Annotated in this window: 14 protein-coding genes; 3 read left to right on the forward strand and 11 right to left on the reverse strand. The window is 51.7% G+C overall.

The window, feature by feature from the left end:
• Positions 1 to 178: 178 nt before the first annotated feature.
• The 5 genes from secF to queA form a co-directional block, all read right to left on the reverse strand.
• Positions 179 to 1,090: a protein translocase subunit SecF gene (gene secF / locus H0248_RS12685; protein WP_219609161.1), complete on the reverse strand. Its 912-nt coding sequence runs from the start codon at positions 1,088 to 1,090 to the stop codon at positions 179 to 181.
• 72 nt (positions 1,091 to 1,162) lie between these two features.
• Positions 1,163 to 3,010 carry a protein translocase subunit SecD gene (secD, locus tag H0248_RS12690; protein ID WP_071822569.1) on the reverse strand — a complete coding sequence of 616 codons (1,848 nt, stop codon included), beginning with the start codon at positions 3,008 to 3,010 and terminating at the stop codon, positions 1,163 to 1,165.
• A gap of 27 nt (positions 3,011 to 3,037) precedes the next feature.
• Positions 3,038 to 3,370: a preprotein translocase subunit YajC gene (gene yajC / locus H0248_RS12695; protein ID WP_010282033.1), complete on the reverse strand. Its 333-nt coding sequence runs from the start codon at positions 3,368 to 3,370 to the stop codon at positions 3,038 to 3,040.
• Positions 3,371 to 3,496: 126 nt separating this feature from the next.
• Complete coding sequence (gene tgt / locus H0248_RS12700) at positions 3,497 to 4,642, reverse strand: tRNA guanosine(34) transglycosylase Tgt (RefSeq protein ID WP_014914511.1); 1,146 nt, start codon at positions 4,640 to 4,642, stop codon at positions 3,497 to 3,499.
• A gap of 96 nt (positions 4,643 to 4,738) precedes the next feature.
• Positions 4,739 to 5,806 carry a tRNA preQ1(34) S-adenosylmethionine ribosyltransferase-isomerase QueA gene (queA, locus tag H0248_RS12705; RefSeq protein WP_039511016.1) on the reverse strand — a complete coding sequence of 356 codons (1,068 nt, stop codon included), beginning with the start codon at positions 5,804 to 5,806 and terminating at the stop codon, positions 4,739 to 4,741.
• Between the two features lie 131 nt (positions 5,807 to 5,937).
• On the opposite strand from queA, the gene H0248_RS12710 reads away from it, so the two are divergent.
• The 3 genes from H0248_RS12710 (at position 5,938) to H0248_RS12720 (ending at position 8,831) form a co-directional block, all read left to right on the forward strand.
• Positions 5,938 to 6,519 carry an acyl carrier protein phosphodiesterase gene (locus H0248_RS12710; protein ID WP_039274427.1) on the forward strand — a complete coding sequence of 194 codons (582 nt, stop codon included), beginning with the start codon at positions 5,938 to 5,940 and terminating at the stop codon, positions 6,517 to 6,519.
• 211 nt (positions 6,520 to 6,730) lie between these two features.
• Complete coding sequence (locus H0248_RS12715) at positions 6,731 to 7,333, forward strand: peroxiredoxin C (protein WP_010299049.1); 603 nt, start codon at positions 6,731 to 6,733, stop codon at positions 7,331 to 7,333.
• Between the two features lie 223 nt (positions 7,334 to 7,556).
• Complete coding sequence (locus H0248_RS12720) at positions 7,557 to 8,831, forward strand: mechanosensitive ion channel family protein (protein ID WP_180786193.1); 1,275 nt, start codon at positions 7,557 to 7,559, stop codon at positions 8,829 to 8,831.
• 274 nt (positions 8,832 to 9,105) lie between these two features.
• Here H0248_RS12720 and proY read toward each other — a convergent pair whose 3' ends face one another.
• The 6 genes from proY to phoB all read right to left on the reverse strand — a co-directional run bounded on the left by proY (position 9,106) and on the right by phoB (position 16,953).
• Entirely contained in the window at positions 9,106 to 10,482 is a 1,377-nt protein-coding gene (proY, locus tag H0248_RS12725; RefSeq protein WP_180786194.1) for a proline-specific permease ProY, read from the reverse strand.
• 141 nt (positions 10,483 to 10,623) lie between these two features.
• Positions 10,624 to 11,943 (reverse strand): branched-chain amino acid transport system II carrier protein, encoded by a 1,320-nt coding sequence (gene brnQ, locus H0248_RS12730; RefSeq protein ID WP_180786195.1) that lies wholly within the window; start codon positions 11,941 to 11,943, stop codon positions 10,624 to 10,626.
• 667 nt (positions 11,944 to 12,610) lie between these two features.
• Positions 12,611 to 13,717 carry a cobalamin-independent methionine synthase II family protein gene (locus tag H0248_RS12735; RefSeq protein WP_180786196.1) on the reverse strand — a complete coding sequence of 369 codons (1,107 nt, stop codon included), beginning with the start codon at positions 13,715 to 13,717 and terminating at the stop codon, positions 12,611 to 12,613.
• Between the two features lie 242 nt (positions 13,718 to 13,959).
• On the reverse strand, positions 13,960 to 14,898 hold the full coding sequence (locus H0248_RS12740; RefSeq protein ID WP_180786197.1) for a PstS family phosphate ABC transporter substrate-binding protein: 939 nt from the start codon (positions 14,896 to 14,898) through the stop codon (positions 13,960 to 13,962).
• Between the two features lie 15 nt (positions 14,899 to 14,913).
• Positions 14,914 to 16,236 carry a phosphate regulon sensor histidine kinase PhoR gene (gene phoR / locus H0248_RS12745; RefSeq protein WP_039275418.1) on the reverse strand — a complete coding sequence of 441 codons (1,323 nt, stop codon included), beginning with the start codon at positions 16,234 to 16,236 and terminating at the stop codon, positions 14,914 to 14,916.
• 27 nt (positions 16,237 to 16,263) lie between these two features.
• On the reverse strand, positions 16,264 to 16,953 hold the full coding sequence (gene phoB, locus H0248_RS12750; protein WP_180786198.1) for a phosphate response regulator transcription factor PhoB: 690 nt from the start codon (positions 16,951 to 16,953) through the stop codon (positions 16,264 to 16,266).
• Positions 16,954 to 17,163 lie beyond the last annotated feature (210 nt).

The raw sequence follows: 17,163 nt of genomic DNA on the forward strand, positions 1-17,163 counted from the left end.
GCATGTGCGTTGGCTTTCCTCGCTCACCCCAGTCACTTACTTATGTAAGCTCCTGGGGATTCACTGTGTCGCCGCCTGCATGCAACTCGAATTATTTAGGATATGAACGCATTTCCCAACGCTAAGATGCAAAAAACCCCGCAGCAACGCGGGGTTTTTTATGTTTACAGTCAGCAAATTAAGGCAGGATAGACGGTTGGTCCGCCCCTTCTTTTTCCACTTTCTGAACGATCAGGTTTTCACGCTTCATACCCAGTTTCAACGCCAGAGCGGAAGAAACATAGATAGAAGAAATCGTACCGATGATCACACCGATAAACATCGTCAACGAGAAGCCATGTAACAAGGCTCCACCGAAGACCATAAGGATCACAATCATCGCCAGTGTGGTCGCCGATGTGATGATGGTACGATGCAACGTCTGTGTCAGAGAGATGTTGGTAATTTCGTAAGGTGTGCCACGACGAACCTTGCGGAAATTCTCACGAATACGGTCAGACACCACGATCTTATCGTTAAGTGAATAACCAATTACCGACATCAGCGACGCAATGATCGTTAGGTCAATCTCAATAGAGAACAGAGACAACAGACCCATCGTGATGATCACATCGTGCCCCAAAGCCAGTACAGCCCCCAAAGCAAGACGCCATTCAAAACGGAAGCCGATATAAATGAGGATAGCAATCAGCGCTGACATCAGCGCCAATGCGCCCGCCTGTGCCAAATCACTCCCCACACTCGGACCGACGAATTCAATACGTTTCACCGTCGCATGCTGCTGGAAGGTCTCATTCACTACCTTCAGCACTTTGTTTCCAAGCGCTTCGTTCTCGCTGCCAGAAACGGGTGGCATACGTACCATCACGTCACGGCTGCTACCGAAATTCTGCACCTGCGGCTCTGAAAACCCAGAGGTCTCTAATGAACTACGCAGGACATCGAGATCAATCGGTTTCTCAAGGTTAATCTCAATGACCGTACCACCGGTAAAATCGAGTCCCCAGTTGAAACCACGAACACCCATAATCGCGATAGAAGCAATGATCAGCAGGCCGGAAATGATAAATGCCAATGTATCCCAGCGCATGAAATCATAGACTTTACGCCCATGGTTTAGTTGTTCAATGTTGTATTCCTGTTCCTGTGCCACAACGCACTCCTAGATAGACAGCTTGTTGATACGTTTACCGCCGTAAAGCAGGTTAACGATGGCACGAGTACCGACGATCGCCGTAAACATTGAGGTCGCAATCCCAATCGCAGTCGTGATAGCAAACCCTTTGATAGAACCGGTACCCACCGCATACAGGATGATGACTTTAATCAACGTCGTGACGTTCGCATCAACAATCGAACTGAATGCACCTTTGTAGCCCTCATGAATGGCCTGTTGCACGGAGCGGCCATTACTGAGTTCTTCTTTGATACGTTCGTTAATGAGTACGTTAGCATCGACAGCCACCGCCAGCGTAAGCACGATACCCGCGATACCCGGCATGGTCAGCGTCGCCCCTGGCAGCAGCGACATCACGCCGACAATCAACACCAAGTTAGCAACCAGTGCACTGGTCGCGATGACACCAAACTTCTTGTAAAAGAAGACCATAAAGAGGATCGATGCGATCAAGCCCCACAAACAGGCTTCCAGCCCCTGAGTGATGTTTTGCATCCCCAGCGTTGGCCCAATGGTACGTTCTTCAACGATCTGGATCGGTGCAATCAGCGCACCCGCACGCAGCAGCAGAGAAAGCTGACGCGCTTCGTTCGGGTTATCAATGCCGGTAATACGGAAGCTGTTACCCAGTCGCGACTGAATCGTCGCTACGTTGATCACTTCTTCGTGTTTTTCCAATATCGAACGGCCAGTTGCATCTTTCTTGCCGCTGTCTTTGTATTCCACAAAGAGCGTCGCCATCAGCTTACCGATACTGTCTTTGGTGAAGTTGGACATGGTGTTACCACCCGCGCTGTCCAGAGAAATATTCACCTGAGGCTGGTTGTATTCATCCGTACTCGATGTCGAATCGGTAATATGGTCGCCTGTCAGAATCACACGCTTGAACAACACCACTGGTGAGCCATCACGCATGTTCTTCACTTCAGAGTCGCCCGGCACACGGCCGTTCGCCGCTGCGGTTGCATCAGCATTACTGTTGACCAGACGGAATTCCAGCGTAGCGGTTGCACCAAGAATTTCTTTCGCGCGCGCCGTGTCCTGAATACCCGGCAACTCAACGACGATGCGATCGGCACCCTGACGCTGTACCAGAGGCTCAGCAACACCCAGTTGGTTCACACGGTTACGCAGGATATTGATGTTCTGCTGTACGGCGTATTCACGTGCTTCACGCAGACGTTCATCAGACATCACTGCGCGTAGCAGGTTGCTGCCGCTGCTGCTGAGAACCAGATTACGGTGACGAGTAGTCAGATAGTTGATGCCCTCATCACGCGTTTGAGCATCACGGAAACGAATTTCGACACCGTAATTATCAATTTTACGCACAGAGGCATAAGGAATGTTCTTCTCACGCAGATCGCTGCGCAAAGAGTCCATGGTTTGTTCTTGTAGTTTACCCAGCGCCGTATCCATATCCACTTCCATCAGGAAGTGAACGCCACCGCGCAGGTCAAGCCCCAATTTCATCGGTTCAGCGCCCAACAACCGCAGCCAGGTTGGCGTAGCAGGTGCAAGGTTAAGTGCAACGACGAACTTTTCGCCCAGCTCATTAACGAGCGCTTCACGCGCACGGAGCTGAACATCAGGGTTAGAGAAGCGAGCCAGAATTGCACCGTTTTCCAATGCAATCGACTTACTGGTAATATTCTGTTCTTTTAAAACATTCTGGACTTGGATCAGCGTCGTTTCGCTGGCGGCGGTTCCCCGCGCGCCAGTAACTTGTACCGCCGGATCCTCACCATATAGGTTAGGAAGTGCGTAGAGCAGGCCGACAAACAACACCACGACCAGCATCAGGTACTTCCACAAAGGATAACGATTTAACACGGCAGTTCCCTTCGGGAAAATCGGAAATTACAGGGCCTTAATCGTGCCCTTCGGCAGCACGGCAGCCACGAAATCACGTTTGATAACCACTTCATTGGTCTCGTTCAACGCAATCGCAATATAGCCAGTTTCGGACACTTTGGTTACGCGACCAACCAGACCACCGGTCGTTAAGACTTCATCGCCCTTGCCGATAGAATCCATTAACTTTTTGTGTTCCTTGGCACGTTTTTGCTGAGGGCGCAGGATCATAAAGTAGAAAATCAGACCAAAAACGGCCAGCATAATAACCAGAGAGTACGGGCTTCCCTGAGCCGGAGCGCCAGTTGCAGCGACAGCATCGGAGATGAAAAGACTCATTTAAATATCCTCTTTTTTGTCAAAAGATAAGCTATCAAAAAGATAAGTTATCAACCTTATAATCGTAAAAACGCTTCACAACAAAATACAATTCATAACAAGATACAATGCATAAAAAACGGACTATCAGTTGCTTGCGGCAACGTCTTTTTCAGCAAGCGGTGGAACCGGTTTACCTATGCGTTGGTAAAAATCCACCACAAAGTGCTCTAATTTACCCTCTTCAATGGCTTGGCGTAAACCTGCCATTAAACGCTGATAATAACGCAAGTTATGAATGGTATTGAGTCGTGCTCCGAGTATTTCGTTGCAACGGTCAAGATGATGCAAGTAGGCGCGGCTATAATTGCGACACGTGTAGCAATCACAGTGTTCATCCAGCGAGCTGACATCATCTTTATGCTTCGCATTACGGATTTTCACTACGCCATCCGTCACGAAGAGATGCCCGTTACGCGCGTTGCGCGTTGGCATCACACAGTCAAACATATCGACACCGCGGCGGACACCTTCGACCAAGTCTTCCGGCTTGCCAACGCCCATCAAGTAGCGCGGTTTATCTTCTGGAATCTGCGGGCAAACGTGCTCCAGAATACGGTGCATATCTTCTTTCGGCTCACCGACAGCCAAACCGCCCACAGCGTACCCATCAAAGCCAATGTCTACCAGCCCTTTTACGGATACATCACGTAAATCTTCGTAAACACTTCCCTGAATAATACCGAACAGCGCATTTTTATTCTCCAGCTCATCAAAACGCTGACGGCTGCGTTTTGCCCAGCGCAGTGACATCTCCATAGAGCGCTTGGCGTAATCCCAATCGGCAGGGTACGGCGTACACTCATCAAAGATCATGACGATGTCGGAACCGAGATCGTGCTGAATCTCCATCGATTTTTCCGGGCTAAGGAAAATCGAGTCCCCGTTGATCGGGTTACGGAAATGCACGCCCTGTTCGGTAATCTTGCGAATATCGCCGAGGCTGAACACCTGAAAACCGCCGGAGTCCGTCAGAATCGGGCCGTGCCAGTTCATGAAGTCGTGCAGATCGCCATGCAGCTTCATGATTTCCTGACCGGGACGCAGCCACAAATGGAACGTATTGCCGAGCAGAATCTGTGCGCCGGTCTCTTTCACTTCTTCCGGCGTCATGCCCTTCACCGTGCCGTACGTCCCCACGGGCATAAAAGCCGGGGTTTCCACTACGCCACGTTCAAAAATCAATCTACCGCGTCGCGCACGGCCGTCCGTTGTTTGTAATTCGTACTTCACTTAGCCTCCTGCATCAGAAAAACAGTCTGATGGTAATGATGTATTAACGCCTGACAGAGCGTGGTCTGTGGCGTTCCTATTATGTGGAAAGTGGGTTTAGCCCACGTTTTCCTGTTCGGCCATCGGATTGTGCGTAATAAACATCGCATCACCGTAGCTGAAAAAACGATATTGCTCTGCCACCGCCTGGCGGTAGGCAGACATCGTGTTCTGGTAACCAGCAAAGGCCGACACCAGCATGATTAACGTCGATTCGGGTAAATGGAAATTGGTCACCAGCGCATCGATAATGCGGTAGTGATAGCCCGGATAGATGAAAATTTTGGTATCGCCGAAGAACGGTTCGATCGCAGCGTTCTGGCTGGCCTGCGCGGCACTTTCCAGTGAACGTACTGAGGTAGTACCAACGGCGATCACACGATTTCCCCGCGCTTTACACGCCAGAACAGCATCAACGACGTCCTGCGGCACTTCGGCATATTCGGCGTGCATGATGTGATCTTCAATCGTATCGACGCGCACAGGCTGGAAAGTCCCCGCCCCAACGTGCAGCGTAACGAACGCCATGTCGATGCCTTTCTCGCGCAGCGCGGCCAACATCGGCTCATCAAAATGCAAGCCCGCCGTCGGTGCCGCTACGGCGCCTGGACGTTGGCTATACACCGTCTGATAAAGCTCACGGTCGGCATCCTCATCCGGCCTGTCGATATACGGTGGTAACGGCATGTGGCCGATATCATTCAGGATCGACAGAACATCACGATCATCATCGAAATGCAGCTCAAATAGCGCATCGTGGCGAGCGGTCATCGTGGCCTTGACACTTTCGTCATCGCCCAGCAGCAGCTCCGTACCCGGTTTTGGCGCTTTTGACGCCCGAACGTGCGCGAGTACCCGATGGTCATCCAGCACACGCTCGACCAGTACTTCCAGTTTGCCGCCGCTGGCTTTACGGCCAAACAGACGAGCAGGAATCACGCGCGTATTGTTGAACACCAGCAGATCGCCGGGATTCAGTTTATCCAGCAAATCGGTAAACACGCCGTGCGTCAGATTTCCCGTCGGCCCGTCCAGCGATAGCAGGCGGCACCCACTGCGTTCTGCTTGTGGATAATGGGCAATCAATGATTCAGGAAGTTCAAACGAAAAATCGGTAACACGCATGGCAATTCACTTAGCTGTAATACATTAAAAATGGGCGGCCTAGTCTAGAGCCGCAAGCGCATGGCTGCAAGAAATAAGCACCTGAGTCGTGGAATGCATGATATCCAATAGAAAAGGTATATACTGTCACGATGAATTTTCTTGCCCACCTCCACCTGGCCACGCTGGCCGACAGCTCCCTATTAGGTAATCTGATGGCGGATTTCGTGCGCGGCAACCCGCAGGACAGCTACGCTGACGAGATCGTCGCGGGTATTCGTCTGCATCGTCGTGTTGATTCGCTGACCGACAGCCTGCCGGAAGTCAAACAGGCACGTCAGTATTTCAGCGATGAATTCCGCCGCGTTTCGCCGATTACGTTGGATGTCCTGTGGGATCACTATCTTGCGCGTCACTGGCTACAGCTGGTGCCAGACACGCCCTTGCAAGCCTTTATCGACGAGGCGCAATCACAAATCGAGCCGCATCTGGCGCAAACGCCGGAACGCTTTCAGAACCTGAATCGCTATCTGTGGCCGGAACGCTGGATGACCCGTTACGCAGAGCTGCCGTTTATCGCCGATGTGCTACACAGAATGTCGGTACGCCGTCCGAAACTGGCGGCGCTGTCCGGCTCTTTTCAGGATATCGAGCAGCACTATCACCAATTTGAAACACTCTTCTGGCAGTTTTATCCACGGATGATGCAATTAGCGAAAGCGCAGCAGCTGTAAGATCGCGACTTTTCCGTTTTTCTACGCGGCGTATTGTCCTTTCCATCAAAAGGGTTAATCTAGCCCCTTGAAAGGAAATAGCGATGAGTTCAATAGACAGAAACTATCTCATTGATTGGTCTCTTTGCCTGTATTCACTTAGGCAGAGTCCCTATACTACTCGCTGTTTTTTATATCATCCGATCATTAACCGCTATCTACAGGAGTAATTATGGTCCTGGTAACTCGTCAAGCCCCAGACTTCACCGCAGCTGCCGTTTTAGGCAGTGGCGAAATCGTCGAAAATTTCAACCTGAAGAAGCACATCAACGGTAAAGCTGCCGTGATCTTCTTCTGGCCGATGGACTTCACCTTCGTTTGTCCGTCAGAGCTGATTGCTTTCGATCACCGCTATGCCGAGTTCAAGAAACGCGGTGTAGAAGTGGTTGGCGTTTCCTTCGACTCCGAGTTTGTTCACAACGCATGGCGTAAAACCCCTGTGGACAAAGGCGGCATCGGCGAAGTGCAATACGCGATGGTTGCTGACATCAAGCGCGAAATCCAGAAGGCCTACGGCATTGAGCACCCAGAAGCTGGTGTTGCACTGCGTGGTTCTTTCCTGATCGACAAAAACGGCGTAGTTCGTCACCAGGTGGTGAACGATCTGCCGCTGGGTCGTAACATCGATGAAATGCTGCGTACCGTTGATGCCCTGCAATTCCACGAAGAGCACGGCGAAGTGTGCCCGGCGCAGTGGGAAAAAGGGAAATCCGGTATGGGCGCGTCACCAGACGGCGTAGCGAAATACCTGTCTGAGAACGCAGACAAGCTGTAATTCCTCATCCTGCCGACATGGCAATATGATGACCAAGCCAGTCGCGATGCGACTGGCTTTTTCTTTGCCCGCAAGTTATCCCTCTGTTCTTCCTCACCTCTCACCGCCTCTTCCCGACGATATCTTAAATAATACAAAAGGTTGACTAGGGGCGCTAAATCCTTAGCCTTAAAGCCACATCGTGTTCATGCACGACAGATTCACTGGAATAAAAGGAGAACGCATGCAACAAAATCTCGCGCTATGGCTGAGAGAAGCTGGAATACAACACGCTAGCCTCATTGCGTTACTGATTGTTCTCGGGCTGATATTGCTCATTTCTGCCGTCATCCACCTGATTTTTCATCAGGTTGTGCTGAAAAGAATGGTACTGTGCTCACTCAATAAGCCGGGAAAAACCGAGGGACACGGGTGGAAGCAGGCGCTGACGCAACACAACTTGTTTAACCGGCTGGCCTTCTTGCTACAAGGGGTGATCCTGAATATTCAGGTCTTTGTGTGGCTTCCCTCGCAGAGTGAAACCCGTGAAGCGCTCATCATCTGTTCCCAAGTGTGGATCATGGTTTTTGCGCTGCTGTCCTTGTTCTCGCTCCTCGATGTTCTGCTCAACGTTTCCGCCCGTACCAAAGTCGCCAGCCAGCTGCCGCTGCGCGGTATCTTCCAGAGCCTGAAACTAATTGCCACCATCGTTATCAGCATCATGGTGGTGTCACTGCTCATCGGGAAATCGCCGCTGATTCTGATCAGTGGGCTAGGCGCGATGGCCGCCGTCCTGATGTTGGTGTTCAAAGATCCGATTATGGGATTGGTCGCGGGCATCCAACTCTCCGCCAATGACATGTTAACGCTGGGAGACTGGCTCGAAATGCCCAAATACGGCGCTGACGGAGCCGTTATCGATATCGGGCTGACAACGGTAAAAGTGAGAAACTGGGACAATACCGTCACCACCATTCCCACCTACGCGTTAGTCTCCGATTCTTTTAAGAACTGGCGTTCGATGTCCGAATCTGGGGGCAGGCGCATCAAGCGTAGTATCAATATCGATACCACCAGCGTGCATTTTATGACGGAAGACGAGCAGGCGCGATTGCTGCGCAGCAAGCTTCTGTCGCCTTATATTCAGAACAAGAAGAGTGAACTGGAGCAGCATAATGCCCAGTCCGACTCCGACCTGACATCACCGCTGAACGGCCGTCGTTTGACGAATTTAGGCACGTTCCGCGCCTACCTTCAGGTTTATCTGCGCACGCATCCGGGTATTCATAAAGGGATGACGCTGATGGTACGGCAGCTTGCGCCAACGTCAGAAGGGGTACCGCTGGAGATTTATGCGTTTACCAACACGACCGCCTGGGTCGATTACGAAAGCATTCAGTCTGATATTTTCGACCATATCTTTGCGATCTTACCGGAGTTCGATCTCCGCATTCATCAAATACCAACCGGCCACGATATGCGGATCATGGCGCAGCAAATGACGACGCCGAAAGCGTAATATCTCATGCAAAGGAACGAAAGCGGCTGACACCGAATGAAAACGGGAGTAATGGAATAGAAGAGTAAAGCGTTTGCGCCACGGACAAAAACGTCAGGAACGTTTTTGAACGTCGCTTGCGACGGCCCTGAAAGGGTGAATCTCAGGGATGAGATTCATATCTGCGCAAGCCGAGTGTACATGGACGTATTCACAGCGTCTTTACGATCTATCCGTTACTCCCGCTCTGCGGACTTTGTCAGCAACCTCGATTCTTCTAATAGCAAGCGACTACTTAATTCTGTGCCGCTACCGCGTTCTGACGCTTCTTCTTCCAGACATAGCCCACTAAAAGCAGCAATATCCAGATGATGCCGACATACAGTGACACGCGCGTGTCCGGGAAGTAGCCAATCAACCCGATGATAAAGAACAGGAAGACAATACCGAACACGGAGGTCACGATGCCGCCGCGCAGTGGGAACGCCAGCGCCTTCACTTCATCCGGGCTCAGACGACGGCGGAAAGCGATCTGAGAAAACAGAATCATGATCCATACCCACACCGTCGCAAAGGTGGCCAGTGAAGCAATCACCAGGAAAACTTTGCCGGGCATAATGTAATTCAGGTACACCGCCACCAGCAGCGCCATCATCATCACAACCACCGTGACCCACGGGATACCCTGTTTGGAAATACGGCTAAACACCTTCGGTGCATGCCCCTGCTCCGCCATCCCGTGCAACATACGGCCTACGCCGAAGACATCACTGTTAATCGCCGACAGCGACGCGGTAATCACAACAAAATTCAGGATACCTGCCGCCGCCGTAATGCCCATATGCTGGAACGTCAGCACGAACGGGCTTCCGTTGGTGCCTACCTGATTCCATGGGTAAATTGACATAATGACGAACAGCGTACCAACATAGAACACCAGAATACGCCATGGCACAGAGTTAATCGCGCGAGGGATAGACTTCTGTGGGTCTTTGGCCTCACCGGCCGTAATCCCGATAATCTCCACGCCGCCATACGCAAACATCACTAGTTGCAGCGACAGAATCATCCCCATCACGCCGTTACTGAAGAACCCGCCATTGCTCCAGAGGTTGTGGATACCCGTCGGTTCCCCCCCGTTGCCAATGCCCCAGATGATGATGCCGATCCCGGCTGCGATCATGATGATAATGGTGGCGACTTTGAAGAAAGAGAGCCAAAACTCCAGTTCACCAAAGGCTTTCACATTCATCAGGTTAATGGCACCGATGATAAGCACCACACTCAGAACCCACACCCAATGCGGCACGGCAGGGAACCAGACGCCCATGTAGATACCAAACGCGGTCACATCGGCAATGGCGACAATCAGCATCTCAAAGCAGTAGGTCCAGCCGGTGATATACCCCGCTAATGGCCCGAGATAGTCCTGCGCATAGCGGGAAAACGAGCTGGACTGCGGGTTGTGCACCGACATTTCGCCCAGTGCGCGCATGATGATATACGCGACAACCCCGCCGATCAGATAAGCCAGTAACACACTGGGGCCAGCCATTTGGATCGCACTCGCGGAACCATAAAACAGACCGGTTCCGATCGCCGAGCCAAGGGCGATAAAGCGGATATGCCGCGTGCTTAACCCACGCTTGAGCTTGGAGGATGGTTGTTCCATTGATAAGCAACCCTGTCTTATAGAAAGAAAAACATTACAAAAAGAAAAACCACAGGCAAAGACCTGTGGTGCATAAACCCAACCTTGTGCTGGAGCAGTACGCTATCCCTACCGCCCCAGCGCTATCAGGCATTAACGATATTATTGATGTACCGTCACTTCCTGACGGCCACACAGTCTGTCGTAAATTACCGCAACCAGTAAAATCAGCAGTGACGGAGGCAGCCAGGCCAACCCTTGCTCGCTCAGCGGCAGATTGAGGCTCCACTCTGGCAACAGCGATTTGAAGGCCGACGATTTTATACCATCAATCATGCCAAATAACAGACTGACTAACATGACGGGGGCCACAATACGTGAAGCGCTATTCCACCAACGCAGCGTAAAGCTCAATAAAACCAGAATGATACACGGTGGATAAATCGCCGTCAGTACAGGAATGGAAAGTTGAATCAGATGGCTCAAGCCCAGATTAGACACCACCATCGAGAACATTCCCAACACAAATACCAGCGTGCGGTAAGACAACGGCAGGTATTGCGCAAAGAATTCAGCACAGGCACAGGTCAGCCCCACCGCAGTCACCAGACATGCGATGAAGATTAACAACGCCAGGAAGCTGCTTCCCATGTTACCGAACGAATGTTGCACATAGGCGTGGAGAATTTCTGCGCCATTCTGCGCCTGCGGCACCAGTTCACCACTGACGGAACCGAGCTGGAACAGGCTCAAATAGACTAATGTCAGACCGATACCGGCAATTAATCCTGCCCACATGGTGTAACGCGTCAGCAGCACGGAGCTGGTCACTCCACGCGAGCGCGCCGCATTGACGATCACGATACCGAATACCATCGCGCCCAGCGTATCCATCGTCAAATAGCCATTGACGAAACCATTAGAGAATGGCAGTTGCTCATACGTTTCTGTCGCCGGGATAGGCGAACCGGCAGGCCACAGCACCGCCGCAATACCCAGCACCGCCAGCGCAATGATCTTCAGCGGCGCAAGCACATGGCCGACCGTATCCAGCAGTTTGCCCGGATACAGGGAAATCGCGATCACAATGGCAAAATAAATCAGGCTATAAATCAGCAGCGGAGAGGCTCCGTTGCCGACCAAAGGCGCAAGACCGACTTCAAACGACACGGTTGCCGTGCGCGGCGTGGCGAACAGTGGCCCAACGGCCAAATAGCACACAGTCGCCAGAACAACACCGGCCTTTTTACCAATCGGCGAGCTGAGCGCATCGATACCACCGCCAACTCGGGCAAGCGCGATCACGGTCAACACCGGTAGACCAACCGCCGTTAGCAGAAAGCCGAGCGCTGCGGTCCAAACGTGCTCTCCCGCCTGTAATCCCACCATCGGCGGGAAAATAATATTTCCTGCCCCCACGAACAAAGCAAAGGTCATAAAACCTAATGCCACGATATCTTTGGAAGTTAAACGATGACTCATAGTTATGTCGTGTTGCCTGTATCAAATCGATAAAAGAAAACCGTGTCGTTTATCGCCGCCAGAAGCCATTCACAAAGGGTTAGCTCGAAGCTGACGCCAACACTCTGGAAACGCGAAAGATGGCGGTCATATACTCTAAATAATTCGAGTTTCAGGACAAAACGTTAACGTTTTGAACAGCGCTTGCGCTGACCCCAAAGGGGTGAGGCCACAAGGCCGAATAACGCGGCAAGCGAAGCAATCCCGATGAGCTTACTCAGGTAAGTGATTCGGGTGGCTGAACGCGGCCAACGCACATGCAACTTGAAGTATGACGAGTACAGAGGAGTTATTTTTTGCACAGCCATATTGGGTGCTAAGTAAAACGTTTATAGCGTAAAAAGACAAGCAGAGATCCAAAAACCAGAGTATATAGCCTAGTTATGCCAAAAAATAAGAATATAAATTTGTTTATCCTGATTTGCATAACACATGATTTGCGCATTTATCGATATTTCATTGCAATAAAACTGACAAAAAATGGCATAAAATGCATTGTTCGATCATAAAAAAACATATTTCACAAAAACGCCGTGAGTGGAAAGCCGGATAACGGCCAGAAAAAAGGCCGGATCGCATGATCCAGCCTCTGTATACCTGTTGCAGAGATAGCGCTACCTCATCGGTATCACCACACGCGATTGGCGATATCCACGACAAGCTTCAGCTTATTCCACTGCTGCTCTTCCGTCAGGCTGTTGCCCTCTTCCGTTGAAGCAAAGCCACACTGCGGGCTCAGGCAAATCTGGCTGAGATCGACATATTTTGCCGCTTCCGCGATGCGCGCCTGCACGACTTCTGCCTCTTCCAGCTCACCGTTCTTCGTCGTGATCAGCCCCAGCACCACCTGCTGATGGCCTGGCTTCACAAAACGCAGCGGCTCAAATCCACCGGCTCTCTCGGTATCATATTCCAGGAAGAACGCATCAACATTCACTTCGCCAAACAGAATTTCTGCCACAGGCTCGTACCCGCCTTCGGAAATCCAGGTTGAACGGAAATTACCGCGACAAACGTGTAAACCGATAACCAGATCCGCAGGCTTATCAGCCAGCGCTTTGTTCAGCACATCAGCATAGGTTCGCGCCAGCTGTGCCGGATCTTCGCCACGTTCACGGATCTGGCGTTTTTGATCGTCAGAGCACAGGTAGGCCCATACGGTGTCATCCAGTTGCAGGAAGCGACAACCTGCATCATAAAATGCGTGAATCGCATCGCGCCAGGTTTGTGCCAAATCGTCGAAATAGTCCGCCAGATCGGGATAAACAGTCGCATCAATCGCTTTGCGGCCGCCGCGGAAATGCATCACGCTAGGGCTTGGAATCGTCATTTTAGCGACAGCATCGCCAGAAATGCTGTTCAGATAACGGAAATGATCGAGCATCGGATGCTGGGGATTGAAACTCACTTTATCCACGACGCGAATCGCATGGGATTTGGTCTGAATACCGTTGAATTGAATACCGTGATCGGCTTCGTAGCGCTCCACACCGTTCAAATCAGCAAAGAAGTCGAAATGCCACCAGGCACGACGCAGTTCACCATCCGTCACAACCTGCAAGCCCGCTTCACGCTGTTTTTCTACCACCCGCAGAATCTCACGATCTTCTATGTTACGCAGTGAAACGTCATCAATCTCACCCGCCTGATGCTGAAGACGTGCTTCCTTAATCGCTGCAGGACGCAAGAAACTGCCGACGCTATCGGCACGGAAAGGGGATAAGGTATTCGCCATATGTCGCTCCTGACATGTTGCCAGCACCGATCTTCGGGAAAGAAGCGTACTGACAGATAGTTTCAATATGAAATATTTGCCCAGAGAGATAGTTACATTTAATCTTATTTAGCCATCTGGACGTCTAAATTTAGAACTATCCTGTCACGTGGCGAATCACAGGGCAATGGAAGAATTTTCACGTCACGTGAAGAAAGTTCATGTGACGTGAAAACATCGTAAATTCGTAGGGGAAAGAGGAACTATTGCGGCAGGCCAATCAGCTGACGTGCCTGACGACGCGTTTCTTCCGGCAGTGGCAAATAGCCATCCTGATTCACCAGCCCTTGCCCCGTTTCGGACAGCACGCGATCTAAAAATGCCGCCGTCAACGCTTCCAGCGGTTGGCTGGGCGCTTTGTTTACATAGATATAGAGATAGCGGGTGTAAGGGTATAAACCACTGCGGATATTTTCAGTCGAGGGATAAATGTAGTCGGTGCCTTGTGCGGCTAACGGCAGCATTCTCACGCCGCTGGTACGAAAACCCACGCTGGCATAGCCGATGGCATCGGTTGACGCCGCAACCGCTTGTACCACAGACGCTGAACCCGGCAGCTCATTCACCTGAGGAAGGAAATCGCCACGGCATAGCGCCTTTTGCTTAAAGAACCCATAGGTTCCCGACGCAGAGTTTCGCCCATAGCGCAGTAGCGTGCGCTTTTCCCAACTGCCGTGCAGGCCGACATCACCCCACTGCTTTATCGGCTGATGGTTACCGCAGCGCTGCGTAATTGAAAAGATGGCGTCCAACTGCGACAAGTTCAGCCCAGGTAGCGGGTTATCCTGATTGACCAACACAACCAGCGCATCCATTGCCACCGGCACCGCCAGCGGCGGATAACCATAGTGCTGCACGAACGCCTCAATTTCGCTGGCCTTCATCGCCCTGCTCATCGGCCCAAGCTGCGCGGCACCGGATGCCAGAGACGTCGGCGCAGAGGACGACCCGGCGGCCTGAATCTGTAAATTCACGTTCGGGTAATGCTGGCTGAAATCCGCCGCCCAAAAGGCCATCAGGTTAGCCAGCGTATCCGACCCCGCGCTGGAGAGGTTACCCGCCAGCATCTGACGAGGCTGTGCGGAGCACAACGCGCTGAGCAGCAGTAAAAAAGCGCCCGCAATACGAGTGGCGGATGTCATCGATAGCGTCTTCCGTCAGGCTGAAGGTTTCACCGTATTTTCAGCCAGAGAGGCAGGGACAATCAACCGATTCGGCAACGTAAAGACAAAACGTGAGCCCAGACCATCCTCACTCATGATCTCCAGACGAGAATCATGATGGCTGAGCGCATGCTTAACAATCGCCAGACCCAGTCCGCTGCCGCCCGTTTGTCGTGAGCGCGCCTTATCCACCCGATAAAAGCGTTCCGTCAGGCGCGGCAAGTGCTCGGCCGCAATGCCTGGCCCGTTATCACTGACCTGAAATTGCGCGCCCTGTGGGATCTTCTGCCAGCAGACTTCGATACGCGTTCCCGCTGGCGTATGGTTGACCGCGTTATACACCAAATTGGATACCGCACTGCGCAACTGTTCTTCATTACCAAACACGCGGAGGCTTTCATTCACACGAAAGACGATCTCATGACGCCCCTGACTCAGCGTCTGCGCTTCACGCTGCAATACGCGCAGCATCAACGGAATATCGACCTTTTCATTCAGATCGATTGCCGTTGCCGCCTCAATACGGGACAGGGTCAGCAACTGTTTGACCAGCCCGTCCATGCGGCGGGTCTGCTCCTGCATGGTATTCAGCGCTTTTCCGCGTAACGCCGCATCCAGCGTTTCTTCCTGCATCATTTCCAGATAGCCCTGCAACACCGTCAGCGGCGTACGCAGTTCATGGCTCACGTTGGCAAAAAAGTTACGTCTGGCGCCTTCAAGCTGGTGCATTTGCGTAATATCACGCGCCACCATCAATAGCTGGCCTTCGGAATAGGGCATCACGCGGAATTCAACATGGTGGGAATTATTCAACTGCAGCGTGAGAGGACGGCTAAAATCCTGTCCTTTCATGTAATTCGTGAATTCGGGATAACGCAATAAGTTGAGGATATTCTGACCGTTATCCTCCGGCCAGCGGAAATTCAGCAGGTGCTGCGCCAGATGATTACACCAAAAGATCGTTCCTTCTTCGGTAGTGATCACCACCGCATCGGGCAAGGATTCGGCACCGCTGCGAAAGCGCTTGATCAGGAGCGCTAGCTCACGGCGTCGGCGTCGATTACGCAGTTGCATCTGATAGAGCCCGTAAAACAGCGGTTCCCAACTCCAACGGCCGGGCGGCGGCGTCATGCTGCGGTCAACCCACAGCCAATAAGAGAGTTTTAGCTGGTTATAAAAATTCCAGCACAGTAAGCCTAATACGGCGACCAGCAGAAACCAGGGCAGATAGCCAAAAATCAGCCCCAGCAGTAAAGCGGGCAAACAAAAAAAAGCTAGCTCCAATGCCAGCCTTTTCCAGGATAAACGTTCTAGCACGTTAATGTGTCTCCGGTTACGTTCACCTCAGTAACGCGTTGAAAAACGGTAGCCCGTTCCCCGAACGGTTTGTACCATTTTGTCATGTCCGCTGGTTTCCAGCGCCTTACGCAGGCGACGAATATGGACGTCGACAGTACGATCCTCAACATAAACGTTAGTGCCCCAAACATGATTCAGCAACTGTTCCCGGCTATAAACACGTTCAGGATGCGTCATAAAGAAATGTAGCAGTTTAAATTCCGTCGGCCCCATGTCCAACGCGTGCTCTTCGGTCGTCACGCGATGTGAGGAAGGATCAAGGCTCAGTCCACGCATTTCAATCATTTCTTCCACTGCCATCGGTGAAATGCGGCGCATGACGGCTTTGATACGCGCTACCAACTCTTTGGGTGAAAACGGTTTGGTAATGTAATCATCCGCCCCTACTTCAAGCCCACGCACGCGGTCTTCTTCTTCGCCGCGCGCGGTTAACATCATCACCGGAATATCACGCGTCAGCGCCTCGCGCTTCATATGCTTGATGAATTGCAGGCCCGACCCGCCTGGCAGCATCCAGTCCAATAGCACCAGTTCCGGGAATGGCTCCGACAGTTGCGTTACCGCGCTGTCATAGTCTTCAGCTTCAACGGGTTGATAACCATTTTGTTCCAGTACAAAGCAGACCATTTCACGAATTGGTGCTTCATCTTCCACGACTAATATGCGTTTTGCCATTGTTAATCCTGTCGTTAATCATCGTCGCTGTTAGCAGGCGGAGGCATTATGCGTCAGTTTTATGACAGATTTATGAAAAACGCACGGACCGCTCTGCACGATTGTTACAGCGCGTACATCTGATTTTTCGAGCCGCTTTCCAAACGTCTGATTCCACCGCGACAGCCGCCATCCCTGCTATATATAATCATGGCATTACGATGACAAAGC

Origin of the sequence: Pectobacterium brasiliense (assembly GCF_013449685.1) — a bacterium.
Lineage (GTDB): Bacteria > Pseudomonadota > Gammaproteobacteria > Enterobacterales > Enterobacteriaceae > Pectobacterium > Pectobacterium brasiliense_A.